20 protein-coding genes, 1 tRNA gene and 1 pseudogene are annotated in these 16,648 nt (G+C 62.5%); 13 read left to right on the top strand and 9 right to left on the bottom strand.

The features are described 5' to 3' along the window. Positions 1-211 precede the first annotated feature (211 nt). From ACSQ3L_RS09700 to ACSQ3L_RS09690, 3 genes are all read right to left on the bottom strand, one after another. Positions 212-514, bottom strand: a complete 303-nt coding sequence (locus ACSQ3L_RS09700) for a DUF982 domain-containing protein (RefSeq protein ID WP_436159730.1) — start codon at positions 512-514, stop codon at positions 212-214. 321 nt (positions 515-835) lie between these two features. Further along, positions 836-1,174: a hypothetical protein gene (locus tag ACSQ3L_RS09695; protein WP_436159729.1), complete on the bottom strand. Its 339-nt coding sequence runs from the start codon at positions 1,172-1,174 to the stop codon at positions 836-838. Between the two features lie 387 nt (positions 1,175-1,561). Further along, positions 1,562-1,786: an alkylphosphonate utilization protein gene (locus ACSQ3L_RS09690; RefSeq protein ID WP_352809967.1), complete on the bottom strand. Its 225-nt coding sequence runs from the start codon at positions 1,784-1,786 to the stop codon at positions 1,562-1,564. 230 nt (positions 1,787-2,016) lie between these two features. On the opposite strand from ACSQ3L_RS09690, the gene ACSQ3L_RS09685 reads away from it, so the two are divergent. Continuing rightward, on the top strand, positions 2,017-2,271 hold the full coding sequence (locus tag ACSQ3L_RS09685; RefSeq protein ID WP_436159728.1) for a type II toxin-antitoxin system ParD family antitoxin: 255 nt from the start codon (positions 2,017-2,019) through the stop codon (positions 2,269-2,271). Next, positions 2,271-2,560 (top strand): annotated as a pseudogene (locus ACSQ3L_RS09680) (type II toxin-antitoxin system RelE/ParE family toxin). Before ACSQ3L_RS09685 ends, ACSQ3L_RS09680 begins: the two are co-directional and overlap by 1 nt. 27 nt (positions 2,561-2,587) lie before the next feature. On the opposite strand, the gene ACSQ3L_RS09675 reads toward ACSQ3L_RS09680, so the two are convergent. Then, positions 2,588-2,677: transfer RNA gene (locus tag ACSQ3L_RS09675), tRNA-Ser, on the bottom strand. 349 nt (positions 2,678-3,026) lie between these two features. On the opposite strand from ACSQ3L_RS09675, the gene ACSQ3L_RS09670 reads away from it, so the two are divergent. The 5 genes from ACSQ3L_RS09670 to ACSQ3L_RS09650 all read left to right on the top strand — a co-directional run bounded on the left by ACSQ3L_RS09670 (position 3,027) and on the right by ACSQ3L_RS09650 (position 6,839). Beyond that, the gene (locus ACSQ3L_RS09670) at positions 3,027-3,734 is read left to right on the top strand and encodes a hypothetical protein (protein WP_436159727.1); all 708 of its coding nucleotides are present in this window, start codon (positions 3,027-3,029) and stop codon (positions 3,732-3,734) included. A gap of 335 nt (positions 3,735-4,069) precedes the next feature. Then, the gene (locus ACSQ3L_RS09665; RefSeq protein ID WP_436159726.1) at positions 4,070-4,393 is read left to right on the top strand and encodes a hypothetical protein; all 324 of its coding nucleotides are present in this window, start codon (positions 4,070-4,072) and stop codon (positions 4,391-4,393) included. Between the two features lie 33 nt (positions 4,394-4,426). Further along, positions 4,427-5,092, top strand: coding sequence for a peptide-methionine (S)-S-oxide reductase MsrA (gene msrA / locus ACSQ3L_RS09660; RefSeq protein WP_436159725.1), 666 nt, complete (start codon positions 4,427-4,429; stop codon positions 5,090-5,092). Positions 5,093-5,304: 212 nt separating this feature from the next. Next, the gene (locus ACSQ3L_RS09655) at positions 5,305-6,294 is read left to right on the top strand and encodes a BMP family lipoprotein (protein ID WP_292187468.1); all 990 of its coding nucleotides are present in this window, start codon (positions 5,305-5,307) and stop codon (positions 6,292-6,294) included. Positions 6,295-6,374: 80 nt separating this feature from the next. Beyond that, positions 6,375-6,839, top strand: a complete 465-nt coding sequence (locus tag ACSQ3L_RS09650) for a GNAT family N-acetyltransferase (RefSeq protein ID WP_436159724.1) — start codon at positions 6,375-6,377, stop codon at positions 6,837-6,839. Positions 6,840-6,891: 52 nt separating this feature from the next. Here the strand turns inward: ACSQ3L_RS09650 and ACSQ3L_RS09645 are convergent, their stop codons facing one another. Together ACSQ3L_RS09645 and ACSQ3L_RS09640 are read right to left on the bottom strand one after the other, a co-directional pair. After that, positions 6,892-7,284, bottom strand: a complete 393-nt coding sequence (locus ACSQ3L_RS09645) for a hypothetical protein (RefSeq protein WP_436159723.1) — start codon at positions 7,282-7,284, stop codon at positions 6,892-6,894. A 194-nt stretch (positions 7,285-7,478) separates the two neighbouring features. Next, positions 7,479-7,688: a SlyX family protein gene (locus ACSQ3L_RS09640; RefSeq protein ID WP_436159722.1), complete on the bottom strand. Its 210-nt coding sequence runs from the start codon at positions 7,686-7,688 to the stop codon at positions 7,479-7,481. 197 nt (positions 7,689-7,885) lie between these two features. Between ACSQ3L_RS09640 and ACSQ3L_RS09635 the strand changes: the two genes are divergently transcribed. The 6 genes from ACSQ3L_RS09635 (at position 7,886) to deoA (ending at position 14,123) form a co-directional block, all read left to right on the top strand. Beyond that, positions 7,886-9,418, top strand: coding sequence for an ABC transporter ATP-binding protein (locus tag ACSQ3L_RS09635; protein WP_436159721.1), 1,533 nt, complete (start codon positions 7,886-7,888; stop codon positions 9,416-9,418). Next, positions 9,415-10,554 carry an ABC transporter permease gene (locus ACSQ3L_RS09630; RefSeq protein ID WP_436159720.1) on the top strand — a complete coding sequence of 380 codons (1,140 nt, stop codon included), beginning with the start codon at positions 9,415-9,417 and terminating at the stop codon, positions 10,552-10,554. The genes ACSQ3L_RS09635 and ACSQ3L_RS09630 overlap by 4 nt, the downstream gene beginning before the upstream one ends. Position 10,555: 1 nt before the next feature. Then, a complete protein-coding gene (locus tag ACSQ3L_RS09625; RefSeq protein WP_436159719.1) occupies positions 10,556-11,527 on the top strand; it encodes an ABC transporter permease in 972 nt (323 codons plus the stop codon). A 61-nt stretch (positions 11,528-11,588) separates the two neighbouring features. After that, positions 11,589-11,981 (top strand): cytidine deaminase, encoded by a 393-nt coding sequence (gene cdd / locus ACSQ3L_RS09620; protein WP_127280033.1) that lies wholly within the window; start codon positions 11,589-11,591, stop codon positions 11,979-11,981. A gap of 13 nt (positions 11,982-11,994) precedes the next feature. After that, complete coding sequence (locus ACSQ3L_RS09615) at positions 11,995-12,804, top strand: purine-nucleoside phosphorylase (protein WP_436159718.1); 810 nt, start codon at positions 11,995-11,997, stop codon at positions 12,802-12,804. Further along, positions 12,804-14,123 carry a thymidine phosphorylase gene (deoA, locus tag ACSQ3L_RS09610; RefSeq protein ID WP_436159717.1) on the top strand — a complete coding sequence of 440 codons (1,320 nt, stop codon included), beginning with the start codon at positions 12,804-12,806 and terminating at the stop codon, positions 14,121-14,123. Before ACSQ3L_RS09615 ends, deoA begins: the two co-directional genes overlap by 1 nt. Positions 14,124-14,184: 61 nt before the next feature. Here the strand turns inward: deoA and ACSQ3L_RS09605 are convergent, their stop codons facing one another. From ACSQ3L_RS09605 to ACSQ3L_RS09595, 3 genes are all read right to left on the bottom strand, one after another. Then, the gene (locus ACSQ3L_RS09605) at positions 14,185-14,748 is read right to left on the bottom strand and encodes a TIGR02281 family clan AA aspartic protease (protein WP_436159716.1); all 564 of its coding nucleotides are present in this window, start codon (positions 14,746-14,748) and stop codon (positions 14,185-14,187) included. 118 nt (positions 14,749-14,866) lie between these two features. Then, positions 14,867-15,496 carry a uracil phosphoribosyltransferase gene (gene upp, locus ACSQ3L_RS09600; RefSeq protein WP_436159715.1) on the bottom strand — a complete coding sequence of 210 codons (630 nt, stop codon included), beginning with the start codon at positions 15,494-15,496 and terminating at the stop codon, positions 14,867-14,869. 145 nt (positions 15,497-15,641) lie between these two features. Next, on the bottom strand, positions 15,642-16,616 hold the full coding sequence (locus ACSQ3L_RS09595; RefSeq protein ID WP_436159714.1) for an adenosine deaminase: 975 nt from the start codon (positions 16,614-16,616) through the stop codon (positions 15,642-15,644). Positions 16,617-16,648 lie beyond the last annotated feature (32 nt).

Raw genomic sequence — 16,648 nt, 5'->3', positions numbered from 1 at the left:
AGACGGGGCGCAGTGGAAAGAAATAGGAATTTTATAAAGGTTTTGGCTCGTCGCGAACGTTCGCCAGACTGATGGTCACGCAACGCCGGCTTGATCAGTCCAACACCGACTTGCGGTTCTCGCGGGCGGAAAAAAAGCCCGGCTGGGGAGGGCCAAGCCGGGCTTTCTGTGGTGGCTGGTATGGCTTTAGCAGCCAAGGTGGCCCCAATCTTCAGGCGGCGTAGCCGCCATAGCCACGCGCAACGGCGTGTACGCCCGCGGCCGGCTCGAGATCCGGCCACAGAATGCTGGCGGCTTGGGCAAATTCGACCAGCGCACGGCGCGCCTGTTCGATGGTCACATACCCCGGAATGGCAAGATCACATGCCTTCACCGCGTTGCGAAAAAGCGGCCCGCGGCGGGAGGTCGTCCAGTTGGTGAGGAAATCGTGCATTTCGGCCAGCGAGGCAATCTCGCGCTTGAAGCCGAGGCCGACGGACAGTGCGACCGGTGAATGAAACAGCTTGTCGTGCATGAAGCGGGGCTCCTGATTATCACAGCGCCAGGAAAGATATCCGGGCTGGCCCACGGACGGGACGCCGTGAAACGCGCGACGAGGCGAGAGGTTCCAGGCCGACAGCCTGTATCTGAAAGCCGGCAGCTGACCCTGTCGCGCTGGAGGGAATCGCGCAGTAGATCCATCTCCACGCCCTCAGCATAGCTGGCGCAGGAGCGCCTCGACGAACGACCGTCACCGTGGTGCCCAGTCTGGTGGCCCAGTCAGTCCCCAGATCAATGGCCGCATCCCGCCGCGCGTTGGCCGGAGCCACAAATCGGCTCCGGCCTGCACGGGTCGTCAGTTTTTGCAACTCTCATCCGCCTTTGCCGCTGCGGCCTTGTCGCCATGCTGCTGCGCCTCAATGTCCTGCTGAGACGTTGCAAGGTTCTTGTCGCCGCCGCCTTCCGCGCTGGCCAATGGCATCGTGCTGCCATCCTTGGCGGCCGGCTTGCCGGCATTCTCGGCAGCCTTCGGGGTCTCTTTCGGGGTCTCTAACGGCGCGTGAGTCCCATCTTTCGCAATACCGGCGGTCTGTTGGGTATCGGGACCCGCGTTGGCAGCGGACTTGTCCGGACATGCGGCGATTGCAGCCCCGGCAGAAAGTGACACCGCAATCGTGATTGCCAATGAAGCCATTTTCATCATCCTCGTCCTTCTGTTCGAGTGCCCTGCGGATGAAACTAGCGGCGCTTTTCTTTGTTCCGGGCTGTGCCCTATGTCTGGAGCGTTGGTGCCGGCTGCGCGACGCAAAGGCGAAGGAGGCAGGCTTGTCCGGCCAACGCGATGGTGTGCGAACGGGAGGCCAAAAAGTGTACAAAAGGGCAGGAGGTTCCTAATTTGTCGCGTGCCGGACGCTCAACGGCTGCGCTGTCCACACTGCGACGCAGGCTCTACAAAGTCCCGAAGGAATTGAAGCGGATGCATTTCGGGTCTGCCTTGACCGGCGACCCCGCCTTGGTTCTGCGGTCGCCACCTCACGCTCATAATGGACTATCCATCGAGATAGCTTGCCCGCCTTGAGGGTCACGCCTTCTTCACGAACTCGGTCTTGAGCACCAGGCCTTTCACTTGCTTGGTGTTGCATTCGATCTCGCCGGGATTGCCGTTGAGACGGATGTTCTTCACCAACGTGCCGCGCTTGATCGTCTCCGAAGTGCCTTTGACTTTGAGGTCTTTGATCAGCGTGACGGAATCGCCGTCATTCAGTTGAGCGCCATTGCTGTCGCGCACGATTACATCGTTTGGCATGCCATCTCCTGTGATTTGGATCACCACTACCAGATCACGTAGGAATCCCAAAATCGATGGCCTGCCGGCCATCAAGGTCACTATGAGTTTGCAGCACCAGGCATTTGGCACCCCTATGAAACGCAACGATATCAGATGGTTATACCATTTTTGAAGTTTCTGGCGAACACGGATATATTTGACAAACTTTGCCAAAATGTGCCATACTGCAATTGAAAATGGAGGTCACTATGGCAACGATGAACGTATCATTGCCCGATCCGATGAAGGATTGGGTCGAGGCGCAAGCCGAAACGGGCCGCTATGCCAACGCCAGCGACTATGTGCGCGATTTGATCCGCCGGGATCAGGAACGCAACGACAAGATTGCCGCTATGCAGCGCTTTGTCGATGATGGGCTGAAGAGTGGTGTCGGCAAACGTTCCAGGGACGCACTTTTTGCGGAGGCGGTGAAACGCACCGAGACGCCGCGCAGCAATGGATAATGGGGTTTCGCCTCTCTTTAGCGGCGGAAGAGGACGTTATCGGCATTGCCGAGCAGGGCGTGCGCATGTTCGGCCCGATGCAGGCCAGACAATATCATGATGAGTTGTTCGCGATCTTTGACCTGATAGCCGCCAAATCCTCGTATGGCGCGGGAGCGATTTGAGCTATCACCGCCGATGCGCATTCACCCGTTCAAGGCTCGTCTACCGCATCGAAAAGGATGACGGTGTTCTTGTTGTTCGTGTCCGCCATGGGCTGGAGGATTGGGCGAGTGACAGTACTCGATAGTCCAATTATCAGGGGGCGATTGCAAATTGGCGGAGAGAGCGGGATTCGAACCCGCGTTACGGTCTCCCGTAAACACACTTTCCAGGCGTGCGCCTTCAACCACTCGGCCACCTCTCCGTCCATGCATGTCGCGCCGGCCGGTTTCGCCGCGCGGGTTGGGGAGATGCACCTCCCTTGGGACAAGCGGAACTTCCGCCATCGGCGTCGCCAACCAGCAAACGCCTTCCCCGCACCTGAGCCGTCAAAGCAACAGGCGCGGGGCTCATCTAGTCGATCCGGCGCCGAATGCCAAGCCATAACGGCAGTCTATTCGCTTTGCCGGCCACACAGTGTTTCGCGGCATCGTCGGTGTCCCCGATTTTGAAGCGCCGCCACCCGAATGATGTGCACAGGCAAGGCCGCAAGGACTGCTGTGCTTGACTTCGCCGTTGGCCGTCTGTCGAGTGAAAGGCCTTGGGGGCTGGACATGACATCGAGCAATGGACAGGCGCCAGCCAGGCGGCCGGACAGCGGGCTGTCCTTCGTGCCGCCGGGTTGGCTCATTTTCGTCATGGCGTGGTCGGTCTACGGTTTGGTGTCGGCATGGTGGCTGGTCGGCGGTCATGGCGGCCTGCCGGACGGGGTTTTCTATCTCCTGCTTGGCGGGCTCGCCGTCGACATCATCACCATCCTGTGGGGGCTTTACCTGCTCGGCCTCGCCTTCGGCCGCTCGGCCCGCTTCCCGCGCCAGTTCACCATCTGGCAGGTCGCCACAATCATCTGGCTGCTGGCCTGGCAGGCCTGTGTACTGACGATTTCCGATTTCGTCTTTTCGGGCAAGGCGCTTGCCATCACGGCTGCTCAAATCGCTATCGGGGTTCTCTGCATCTACCTGCTGCGCCGGGGATCCGAAGCCGATGCCGTTTATGCCAATCCGGAAACCGAAAGCCCGCCTGTCTTCGTCTCGGTCATCGCCGCCCTGATCGGCATCGTTCTCGGCGCGGTCATCGGTGCCGTGGGCGGATTCGCCATCGGCTCGGTGATCGCGGGTGCCACCGGTATGAGCTGCTTCGAGGGTGCCTGCGGCTATTTTGCCCTGTTCATCGGCCTGGCAGGGCTGGTTGTCGGCGCCATCGGCGGCGGCCTTTTCGCCGTCTGGCGCGTTCATCGGCGCAAAAGCAGGCAGGTGGCATAGGCTGGGCTTCATTCCGTCCGAGCCTTCGCTGGTGCGATGGATGGCGAAGCATCTAAACGCAAAAACCCGCCTATGCGGCGGGTCGTTGGCACAAATCAGCACCATGGGCGAATATGTAGCATAGCTGCCCTCACCGGGTCAAGAAAAAATTCCTATCGATATGAAAAGCTACCCGGCACAAAGCACCCGACACCGCCGGATTGGCCGCCGTCTGGCCTTAACCTGAATTCGCGGCCCTGCAAATTCGCGTATGGCGATTGCGATCCAGCCATGCGCATTCTATCTCTGAAACCGGAAGGTCCTCGGGAGGGGACTGGCCTGGAGGAGGTCCCCGCATGTTTCGCTTCATCTTCCGTCTCGCCGCGATGGTCGCCCTGTCGATTTCCGTCATCATGGCGGTGCTCGATGCGACGCGCACCGTGGCGGCTTCGGCGCTGGTGCTGACCCCGCTCAACGCGAGTTGGCTGGCCGTCTCGCCGGACACGCGGGCCGCCTTCGAGACCTTCATCCGAACCAAGGCCGGGCCGCTGCTGTGGGATGGCGCCGTCGCCTGGGTGCTGAACCAGCCGGGCTTCGCCGTGTTCGCTGTGCTGGCGTTCCTGCTCTATGCGATCGGCTATCGGCGGCAACGACGCACGGGACAGTTCGCCGCGAACTGATCCCCTCCAGCGTTCAGACAAGGAAGGTCGCGCATGTTCTTTCTCAGCGACATGCTGAACAAGAAACTCAATCTGCCGAAGCCATCCGAGGCCCTGCCGGGCCGCGCCAAGGCGATCCCGACCGCATCCAGGCACAAGGTCTTGAAAAGACCGCTCAAGGGTCCCTATCGCGAGGGACTGGAGATCGCGATGTTCGGGTTGGGCTGCTTCTGGGGCGCGGAGCGGCTGTTCTGGCGGATCGAAGGCGTCTGGGTCACGGCGGTCGGCTATGCCGGTGGCTTCACACCCAATCCGACCTGTCAGGAGACCTGCACTGGGCTCACCGGCCATGCCGAGATGGTGCTGGTCGTCCACGACCCCAAAATCGTCTCCTATGCCGCGCTTCTGAAGCTGTTCTGGGAGAGCCACGACCCGACGCAAGGTATGCGCCAGGGCAATGATGTCGGCACCACCTACCGTTCCGCGATCTATACGTCAGGCGATGCGCAACACCGGGCGGCAAGCGCCTCGCGCGATGCCTATGAGGCCTCGCTGCGCGCTGCCGGCCACGGCAGGATCACCACCGAGATCGCCCCGGCGCGCGAATTCTACTTCGCCGAGGCCGATCACCAGCAATATCTGGCGAAGAACCCTTACGGGACTTGCAACCTCAAAGGCACCGGCGTCGCTTGCGCCATCCCGGCTGCCGCCTCTGCCTGAGGCCCTTGGCGCAAGGATCACGCTATAGCGCAGCCTCCCCGCGCCATGCTTTTCCAAAAGGTCAAAATTCCGCGTGAATTTTGTTTCGGGCCGTGCCAGATTGCCCCCGAGCGGGAGGGGAATACACTCCTGGCTGACGCCGCATGCCTGCCGGTGAGCCGGGCAGGCAGGCGGTGCGTAACGGAAAAAATAACCGACAGGGTGTGGATCACATGAAACGTATCGTTCTCGGCCTCCTGGCCGCAACCGCAATGGTTCTTCCGGCTTTCGCCGCGGATGTCCAGCCGGCCGTCCTCTATGATCTGGGCGGCAAGTTCGACAAGTCCTTCAACGAGGCAGCCTACCATGGCGCCGAGAAATTCAAGACCGAGACCGGCGTCGCTTATGTCGAGTTCGAGGTGTCCAATGCCTCGCAGCGCGAGCAGGCGCTGCGCCGCTTCGCCGAGGACGGTCACAACCCGATCGTCATGGCCGGCTTCGCCTGGGAGGATGCGCTGAAGAAGGTCGCGGCCGAATATCCCGATCTCAACTTCGCCATCATCGACGATGCCGTCGACCTGCCCAATGTCCGCTCGCTGGTGTTCAAGGAGAACGAAGGCTCCTATCTCGTCGGCATCATGGCAGCGATGGCCTCGAAGTCGAAGAAGGTCAGCTTCATCGGCGGCATGGACATTCCGCTGATCCGCAAGTTCGAATGCGGCTATGTCGGCGGCGCCAAGGCGGCCGGTGCGACCGACGTCATCCAGAACATGACCGGTGACACGCCGGCGGCGTGGAACGATCCGGCCAAGGGCGGCGAGATCGCCAAGACTCAGATCGATCAGGGCTCCGACGTGGTCTATGCCGCGGCCGGCGGCACCGGCGTTGGCGTGCTGCAGGCGGCGGCTGATGCCGGCAAGCTCGGCATCGGCGTCGATTCCAACCAGAACGGCCTGCAGCCCGGCAAGGTGCTGACCTCGATGCTGAAGCGCGTCGACGTTGCCGTCTACAGCGCTTTCATGGACGGCAAGAACGGCACCTTCAAGGGCGGCCTGCAAAATCTCGGCCTCAAGGAAGGCGGCGTCGACTACGCCATGGACGACAACAACAAGGCGCTGGTGACCGATGAGATGAAGGCGGCGGTCGAAAAGGCCAAGGCCGACATCATCGCCGGCAAGCTCGAAGTGCACGACTACACGACCGACAACGCCTGCCCCTATTGAGCGGCAGCGACGTAAAGTCGTGATCTTCAAACCGCCGGGCGCAAGCCTGGCGGTTTTGTCTTTTCCGACGGGCGAAACAGATGCGGCAGCCGACAATCGAACCCATGGACGAGCGCGATGTAGCAGCAGTCGCGCAGCTGCGACTGGCCACCTTTTTCGAGGGGACGGGAAGGACCCACGAGGAAGATGCGGCAGGGCTTCGCGGCTTGCTCGCCGGTGACGGCCTCGAGGCGGCATTCGTGGCCCGGATCGGCGACACGCCGGTCGGCACATGTCTGCTGGCCCGCCACGAACTGGAGCCCGCGCATGAGCTGACACCGTGGCTTGCCGGGTTGGTTGTCGATGCCGGGTACCGACGCCGAGGCATCGCTACCGCGCTGGTCAAGGCAACGGAAGCCCATGCTGCGTCACAGGGCGTCGAGACGCTCTATCTCTACACGTGGGATGCGCGTGATTTCTACGCAGCGCTCGGCTGTAATACGGTTGAGATCTTTGGCTCGGACGGCGAGCGAATGGCGCTTATGTCGCGCCGGCTTGGAACATGATCCCAAAAAATGGGGTCCTGGTTTTCGGAAAACACCCAAGCATACAAAGAACTTATAACTTGCCCACCAGATAACCCAGCGCAAAGGCCACCATCAAACCGGCGGCAACCACAAATCCGCGCCGGCCGCCAAGCGTATGCAGGCCGATACCGTGCGGCCGCTGCGACAAGCTTCGGATCGCGGTTGGCGATCCGGCATCGCCGAAGCCAGATGTGCGCATCTGCGGCAGGTCGCCAATGCGCTGCGCGATCTGCTTCCACCGCTCTTCGCCAGCAGCCGGTTCGGCACGGTCGAAGATGTGCATGCGTTCGGCAAGCCGCACGACGGCATCTCGGAAAGCGGGATCGATCGCCAGATCGCGCTCGGCCCGTTCACGTTCCGCATCGTTCATCAGGCCGAGCACATAGTCGCCGGCCCGCGCGATGCGATCGCTTTCACTGGCCATGGCGTGCACCCTCCCCTTTCCCTAGAGACTGTTTCGAAATTCGCTCTGGCGAGTCATATGATGATGATTTCGAGAACCGTAGCGGAGCGGACATTTGGTCCGTGAGCTCAGTTCTACTGCGTCGACGCAGTAGAACGGGGAAGCGCAGAAAACGCCATCAGATGGCCGCCAGAGTAGAATTTTCAAACAGTCTCTCACCAGTGCGGCGGCTTGGTAATAGGCACGTCATCTCCTGCCTGCTCCTCCAGCGCCAGGAAGCGATCGGTCAGCGCGTCGAGCTTGCGCTGCATGCGCTCGATCACCTTCCACTGCTCGGCGATCTGGCCGGACAGTTCCTCGATGGTCTTCTCCTGTTCGGCGGCGCGGATCTCCAGCGTCGTCAGCCGATCGGCGGGCATGATCATTCGAATCCCTTGTCTTGCGCCGTGACGCGAATTTCGGCTCCACCATATTAGCGAATGTGAACGCCCCGGCCACGTTGCAAATTGACAAGCGCACCGGGATTTGTCGAGAGTGAACCCGGCTCCGCCAATTGGCACGGGCGGAGCGTCATGCTAGGCGTTTTGACCAAGCGATAAAAAATAAGAGTGGGACAGGCTGCATGGCGCAAGCCGCAATCGAGCTGATCGGCATCAACAAAAGTTTTGGTGCGGTGCGCGCCAACCGCGATATCAATCTGGAGATCGCGCGCGGCACCATCCACGGCATTGTCGGCGAGAACGGCGCCGGCAAGTCGACGCTGATGTCGATCCTTTATGGCTTCTACCAGGCCGACAGCGGCGAGATCCGCGTCGGTGGCCAGCCGGCCTCGATCAAGACCCCCAATGACGCGATCGCGCTCGGCATCGGCATGGTGCATCAGCACTTCATGCTGGTCGACAATTTCACGGTGCTGGAGAACGTCATACTCGGCGCCGAAAGCGATGCGCTGCTGAAGAAGAGCATCGCCAAGGCGCGCTCCGAGCTGGAGCGGCTTGAGCGCGAATACGGGCTGGAAGTCGATCCCGATGCGATCATCGAGGAACTGCCGGTCGGCCTGCAGCAGCGTGTCGAGATCCTCAAGGCGCTCTATCGCGGCGCCGAGATCCTGATACTCGACGAGCCGACGGGCGTTTTGACGCCGGCCGAGGCCGACCACCTGTTCCGCATCCTCAAGCAATTGAAGGACCAGGGCAAAACGGTGGTGCTGATCACCCACAAACTACGCGAGATCATGGCCATCACCGACACGGTGTCGGTCATGCGCCAGGGCACGATGGTGGCAACCCGCGAGACCAGGAAGACCACGGTCGAGGAATTGGCCGAGCTGATGGTCGGTCGGCGCGTGCTCTTGCGGGTCGAGAAGGGCGAGGCGGAGGCCGGCAACATCAAGCTCGCGGTCAAGAACCTGACGGTCAAGGACACGCGCGGCGTCACCATGGTCGACGACATCTCCTTCGACATCAGGGCCGGCGAGATCGTCGGCATCGCCGGTGTCGCCGGCAACGGACAATCCGAACTGCTCGAGGCAATTTCCGGCATCAGGCGCGCCGTCTCCGGCTCGGTCATGCTCGACGGCAAGCCGATCGACCTGACGGGTGCCGCCGATCCCGGCGAATTGCGCGACCGCGGCCTGGCACATGTGCCGGAGGACCGCCATCACGTCGGGCTGGTGCTGGCCTTCGAGGAGAACGAGAATTCCATCCTCGGCTATCACGACGACCCGCGCTATTTGAAGGGTCCGTTCCTCAACATCGATGCCATCCGCAACGATGCCAAGGACAAGATCGTCAAATACGATATCCGCCCGACGGACTGCAGGCTGAAGACCGCCAATTTCTCCGGCGGCAACCAGCAGAAGATCGTGCTCGCGCGGGAAATGGAACAAGACCCGGGTGTTCTCATCGTTGGCCAGCCGACGCGCGGCGTCGATGTCGGCGCCATCGAATTCATCCACAAGCGCCTGATCGCCATGCGCGACCAGGGCAAGGCGGTGCTGGTGGTTTCTGTCGAGCTCGACGAGATCCGCTCGCTGTCCGACCGCATCCTGGTGATGTTTTCCGGCCGCATCGTCGGCGAGCGCGGTCCGGAAGCGACCGAAGGCGAACTCGGCCTGCTGATGGCCGGCGTCGAGCATCAGGAGGCCGCTGAATGAGCACGCCTTACGCCAAACTGCCGGCCTGGGCCGACTATGGCTTGATCCCGCTGATCAATCTGTTCGTCGCCTTCGTCGTCGCCGGTTTCGTCGTGCTTTTGGTCGGTGAGAACCCGTTCCGCGCCGCAATCATCCTGGTCGAAGGCGCCTTCGGCAAGGGCACAGGCATTGCCTTCACCCTGTTCTATGCCACAACCTTCATATTCACCGGACTTTCGGTGGCCGTGGCGGCGCATTGCGGCCTGTTCAACATCGGCACCGAGGGACAGGCCTACATCGCCGGCCTTGGCATCGCCGTCGTCTGCCTGAGCTTCGACAGTACACTGCCATGGTGGCTGACCTTTCCACTGGCCATAATTGCGGCGGCGGTCGTGGGCGCCTTGTGGGCGCTGATCCCCGCCTATCTGCAGGCCAAGCGCGGCTCGCACATCGTCATCACCACCATCATGTTCAACTTCATCGCCGCCTCGATCATGGTTTACCTGTTGGTAGGCCCCTTGAAGCCGGCGGCCTCGCAAGCGCCGCAGACGCGCAACTTTCTCGCCGGCGCGGAACTGCCCAAGCTCAACTGGATCATCGAGCTGTTCGGCGCGAAGATCCGCTCGGCGCCGCTCAACGTCACCTTCCTGCTGGCACTGGCCATGGCTTTCCTGGTCTGGCTGCTGATCTGGCGCACCAAGCTCGGCTATGAGATGCGCACCTATGGTCACAGCCCGAAAGCGGCGCGCTATGCTGGCATTTCCGAAACCCGCATCATCATCACCGCCATGATGATCTCGGGCGCACTGGCCGGCATGATGGCGCTCAACCCGGTGATGGGCGATCAGCACAATGTCGCCATCGACTTCGTTTCCGGCGCCGGTTTCGTCGGCATCGCCGTGGCGCTGATGGGCCGCCTCCACCCGGTCGGCATCGTGCTGGCGGCGGTCCTGTTCGGCATGCTCTACCAGGGCGGCGCCGAACTTGCCTTCGAGATGCCGGCCATCAGCCGCGATATGATCGTCATCATCCAGGGCCTGGTGATCCTGTTTGCCGGCGCCCTCGAGCACATGTTCAGGCCTTACATCCAGGCGCTGTTCGCCTCATTCAACCCGAGATCGGTCGGCATCGAAGCGGTCAAGGGGAAGGGTGCCTGAGATGGATGTGTTCAACGCAATCGTCCAGACACTGGACTCCACCATCCGCCTCTCGGTGCCGCTGCTGCTCGCCTGCCTGGCAGGCCTCTATTCGGAACGCGCCGGCATCTTCGACATCGGCCTCGAAGGCAAGATGCTGGTCGGCGCCTTTGCCGGAGCGGCGGCCGCTTCCGTGTTCCATTCGGCCTTTCTCGGCCTCGGCATGGCCATCCTGATCTCGATCGCCTTCGCCATGATCCACGGCTTTGCCTCGATCACCCATCGCGGCAACCAGATCGTCTCCGGCGTGGCGATCAATTTCATCGCCGCCGGGTCGACCATCATCCTCGGTCAGGCCTGGTTCCAGCAAGGCGGGCGCACGCCGGCATTGCAACCGGGCGAGCGTTTCGAGGCCATCACCTTGCCGGGTGCGGAAGCCATCCGCAGCGTGCCTATCCTCGGACCGATCTATGCCGAGCTGCTGTCGGGCCACTCGATCCTGGTCTATCTCGCCTTCGCGATGGTGCCGTTCACCTGGTGGGTGCTGTTTCGCACCCGCTTCGGCCTGCGCCTGCGTGCCGTCGGCGAGAACCCGGCCGCCGTCGACACCGCCGGCATCTCGGTCGCCTGGCTGCGCTACCGGGCGCTGATCTGCACTGGCATCCTCACCGGCATTGCCGGCGCCTATCTGTCGATGGTGCAAAATGGCGGTTTCGTGAAGGACATGACCGCCGGCAAGGGCTACATCGCGCTGGCAGCCCTGATCTTCGCCAAGTGGAAACCGGTCAACGCCATGTTCGCCTGTCTGCTGTTCGGCTTCCTCGACGCGCTGTCGATCCGCCTGCAGGGTTCTCCGCTGCCCATCATCGGCAAGGTGCCGGTGCAGTTCATGCAGGCGCTGCCCTACATCCTCACCGTCATCCTGCTCGCCGGCTTCATCGGCAAGGCCATTCCGCCACGCGCCGGCGGCGTGCCCTACGTCAAGGAACGCTGAGCTCACCTCAAGCCAAGCGCAAGCGCCGGGTTTGAACATGATCATCGGAGAGAAGAACTGAATGTCGCATGATCTGTTCGAGGCCGCCAAGGCCGCCATGGCCAAGGCCTATGCGCCCTATTCGAAGTTTCCGGTGGGCGCTGCCTTGCGCACCGAGGACGGGCGCGTCTTTACCGGCGCCAACATCGAGGTCGCCTCCTATCCGGAAGGCTGGTGCGCCGAGACCACGGCGCTCGGCCACTACATCATGGGCGGCGGCGGCAAGATCGTGGAAATCGCCGTCCTTGCCGAGCGCATGGCCAAATGCTCGCCTTGCGGCGGCTGCCGGCAGCGGCTGGCCGAATTCTGCCGGCCGGAAACCAAGCTCTATCTCTGCGACAATACGGGCGTGGCCGAGACCGTTACCATGGGCGACATGCTGCCCTACGGCTTCCGCGGCGATATCTTGAAATGAAGAGCGAGCTGCGATGACGGAAAAAGCGCTGGATCATCTCATCGAACGGCTGGACGGCCTGGCGCCGTTGACAGCGCTGGTGCTGGGGTCGGGCCTGGGCGGATTGGTCGACCAGATCGAGGACCCGATCCGCATCTCCTATGCCGACCTGCCGGGTTTTCCCAGAAGCGGCGTCAGCGGCCATGCCGGCGAAGTGGTGGCGGGGCTGTTTGCCGGAGTGCCGGTGCTGATGCTGTCCGGCCGCGCCCATTATTACGAGCACGGCAATGCAGCGGCGATGCGCCCGGTGCTGGAAGTGCTTGCCGGCATCGGCATCACGAAACTGATCCTCACCAATGCCGCCGGTTCGGTCGATCCGGACATGCCGCCGGGTTCGGTGATGCTGATATCGGATCACATCAATTTCTCGGGCACCAATCCGCTGATCGGCGAGCCCAGCGACCGCCGCTTCGTCGGCCTGACCGAAGCCTACGATGCCGGCATCCGCAAGGCGCTCGAACAGGCGGCGAAAGCCACCGGCAACACACTGCACAAGGGCGTCTACATGTGGTTCTCGGGGCCATGCTTCGAAACGCCGGCCGAAATCCGCATGGCGCGCATCGTGGGCGCCAACGCGGTCGGCATGTCGACCGTACCGGAGGTCATTCTCGCCCGTTTCCTCGGACTTCGCGTCGCCGCCTGTTCGGTCATCACCAATCTGGCGGCCGGCATGACCGGGGCCGAGCTTTCGCACCAGGAGACTAAGGACATGGCACCGGTCGGCGGCGCGCTGCTGGCAACGATCCTGCAGCGCGTGTTCCGCGACGGATTGCTGGATAGCTGATGCTTCCGCAGGAAATCATCCGCCGCAAGCGTGACGGCCTGAGGCTGTCGGAAGAGGAGATCGCTGACTTCGTCGGAGGCGTGACGTCAGGGGCCGTTTCGGACGGGCAGGCCGGCGCCTTCGCCATGGCGGTGTTCTTCAACGGCATGAACCGCGACGAGGCGGTGGCGCTGACACTGGCGATGCGCGATTCCGGCGACGTGCTCGACTGGTCGGACCTGCCCGGGCCTGTCACCGACAAGCATTCGACCGGCGGCGTCGGCGACAATGTCTCGCTCATGCTGGCGCCGATCGTCGCCGCCTGCGGCGCCTATGTGCCGATGATATCAGGCCGCGGCCTTGGCCATACCGGCGGTACGCTGGACAAGATGGATGCGATCCCCGGCTATGTCAGCCAGCCCGATATCGCGCTGTTTCGCAAAGCGGTGCTCGAAACCGGCTGTGCCATCATCGGCCAGACCGCCGACCTCGCGCCCGCCGATCGGCGACTCTATGCGATCCGCGACGTCACTGGCACGGTCGAATCGGTGCCGCTAATCACCGCTTCGATCCTGTCGAAGAAGCTGGCGGCCGGGCTGCAGTCGCTGGTCCTCGACGTCAAGGTCGGCAATGGCGCCTTCATGGAAAAATCGCGCGACGCCACCGCACTCGCCAACAGCCTGGTCGAAATCGCCAATGGCGCCGGTCTGAAAGCCTCGGCGTTGATCACCGGCATGAACGAGCCGCTGGCGTCGGCCGCCGGCAACGCCGTCGAGGTGCGCAATGCCGTCGACTTCCTCACCGGTCGGTTTCGTGACCGGAGGCTCGAGGACGTGACGCTGGCGCTGGCCGCCGAAATGCTGCAATCGGCCGGGCTGGTGTCGTCCAACCAGGACGGCATGCGGCGCGCCACCGAGACGCTTGCCAGCGGCCGCGCCGCCGCCACTTTCGCACGTATGGTGGCCGCGCTTGGCGGCCCCGCCGATTTCATCGAGAAACCGGAAAAATATCTGCCTGCGGCGGCGACCGAATTTGCCGTCAAGGCGACCGCAAACGGCTTCGTCACCGGCATCGCCACCCGCGACATTGGTCTCGCCGTGGTTGGCCTGGGAGGCGGACGCACGCGCCCGGACGACAAGGTCGACCCCGCGGTCGGCATCACCAGGCTGTTGCCGGTCGGTGCGGAGGTGAGGTTCGGCGAGCCGCTGGCGCTGGTCCATGCCCGCTCATTGGCCGATGCCGAGGCCGCTGCCGCCACCGTGCTTTCGGCCTATACGGTCGGCGCTTCGAAGCCGCCGGCCGACAAGTCGGTCATCCGGCGGATTCTGCCGCGCGGCTAGAGCAATTCCAGGAAAAGTGTGTAACGGTTTTCCGTCCGGAATTGCGGAAAACGATAGTTCTTTACTGAACGAGCAGCAGCGTGCCGTTCTCGACCTGATATTTGTCGAGCCGGCTGAGGAAGCTCATGCCGATCAGATTGGTGCGTAGCGCCCTGTCGTCGAGCACGATGGTCTGGACGTCGTTGACCGTGATGCTGCCGATCTGCAGGCGGTCGATCATTGCCACGGCCGCCTTGATGGTTCCGTTGGCGGTGCTGACCTCGTGGCTGAAGTCGGAAGGGTTCAGGGACAGGCCGATTCTGCGCGCCGTCGAAATGTTGATGGCGACCAATGTGGCGCCGGTATCGATCATGCCGTCGACCTGACGTCCATTGAGCTTGAAGGCCGATGAGAAATGTCCACGCTCGTCTGCCGAAACGACGACCTTGCGGCCCATCGGCAGCGGCGCCGCGGGCTTGTTGGGCACCGATGCCAGATTGACGTTCGGCTGGGCTTCGACCGCTTGTTTGCCCGGCGCCGCCGATTTCAGCAGGTTTTCGACGAATTGCGGATTCGACTGATACACAATCGGTATCGATGCCGACGTACCGGCGAAAACGCCGAGGATGAGAAGTTTGCGCAGCATGGATCGGCCTTTGTGACAGGCGATCCTTAAGCCTGGATGGTGTTTGCCGCTTTAACGCGCGCCAAAACCCCGCTTTTGCGTAAATTTTTGGTAAATCGTACCAGGCAATTGCCTGGTACTATTTGGTCCCATACATGCGGTCGCCGGCGTCGCCGAGGCCGGGCATGATGTAGCCCTTCTCGTTGAGCTGACGGTCGATCGAAGCTGTGAAGACGGGGACGTCCGGATGCGCCTTGGTGAAGCGCTCGATGCCTTCGGGCGCTGCCAAGAGGCAAAGGAAACGGATGTTGGTGGCGCCGCGCTCCTTCAGCTTGTCGATTGCCGCGATCGCGGAATTGGCGGTGGCCAGCATCGGATCGACGACGATCACCAGCCGGTCGCCGAGGTCGCTCGGCGCCTTGAAGAAATACTCGATTGCTTCCAGCGTTTCGTGATCGCGGTAGAGGCCGACATGGGCAACGCGGGCCGCCGGAACCAGGTCGAGCAGGCCTTCAAGCAAGCCGTTGCCGGCGCGCAGCACCGAGGCGAAGACCAGCTTCTTGCCCTCCAGCGTCGGCGCTTCCATGGTTTCCATCGGCGTTTCGATCGTCGTCGTCGTCAGTTCGAGGTTGCGGGTGACCTCATAGCCGAGCAGCAGCGATATTTCGCGCAGCAGCCGGCGGAAGCCGGCCGTCGAGGTTTCCTTCTTGCGCATGATGGTCAGCTTGTGCTGGACAAGCGGATGGTCGACGACGGTGACGCCCTGCATGGTGTTCTCCTGATGCCTGCGCCCGAAAATGCGCATCGCCCTTTCGGACGCGCCGCGCTTCAAGCTGCCTGGGCGAACCCTAGCGGCAATGCGTCGGCCAAGGAACCCGCTTGGCCTGCATCGACCACAGCTTTGTCGGCAGAAATCAGCGTGCCGCGCCGTTCAACCGGGCGAGAAGCGCGGTCTTGGTCTTTTTGTCGACGAAAGCGGCCTCGATGGCCGTTTTGGTGACGGCGGTCAGCGCCTTTTCGTTCATCGAGAAATGCTCGGCGGCGATGTCGTATTCGCGCTTCAGCGAGGTCCAGAAATAAGGCGGATCGTCGGAATTCAGCGTCACCTTGCAGCCGGCCGCCTGCAGGGCCGGAAACGGATGGTCGGCAAAACCGCCGAACACCTTGAGCGCGATGTTGGAGCCGGGGCAGCATTCCAGCACCACGCCCTCGTCGGCGATGCGCCGCACAAGATCTGGATTCTCGATCGCACGCACGCCATGGCCGATGCGGGACGGACGGATGTGATCGAGCGCCGCCTGGACCGTTTCCCAGCCTGTCAGTTCGCCGGCATGGATGGTGATGCCGAGCCCGGCCTCCCGCGCGATCTCGAAAGCCCTGACATAGTCTTCCATCTCGCCGATCCGCTCATCGCCGGCAACGCCGAAACCGGTGACCAGCGGATGCCCGCAGCGCGCCGCGAAGCGCGCCGCCCGCTCGATCGACTCGACGCCGACATGGCGCACACCGGTGACGATCATGCGGCCCTCGATGCCGGTCTTGGCCTTGGCGCGGGCCATGCCTTCACCGAGCGCGTCGGTATAGGCCTTGGGCGACAGGCCGGCCTTCGTGGCGTGGTCGGGCGAGGTGAAGACCTCGGAATAGATGGCCCCGTCGCGGGCAAGGCTAGTCAGATAATGGTCGGCCAGCCGCGCATAGTCTTCCTCGGTCCGGAACAGATCGGAGGAAAAGTCGTAGGCCGCGAGGAAGGACGTGAAATCGTGCCAGACGAATGAACCGTTCTGGATATAGGGCGAGGTATCCTTGCCGTATTTCTGCGCCTGGCGGATGACGAGTTCTGGCGCCGCTGCCCCTTCAATGTGGCAGTGCAGTTCCGCTTTCAAAGGCATTCAATCATCCTGTCGGTCTGTCCAGGTCTTAA

This window comes from Mesorhizobium sp. LjRoot246 (assembly GCF_964254115.1).
Classification (GTDB): Bacteria; Pseudomonadota; Alphaproteobacteria; order Rhizobiales; family Rhizobiaceae; genus Mesorhizobium.
This window is presented reverse-complemented; position numbering and strand designations above follow the sequence as displayed.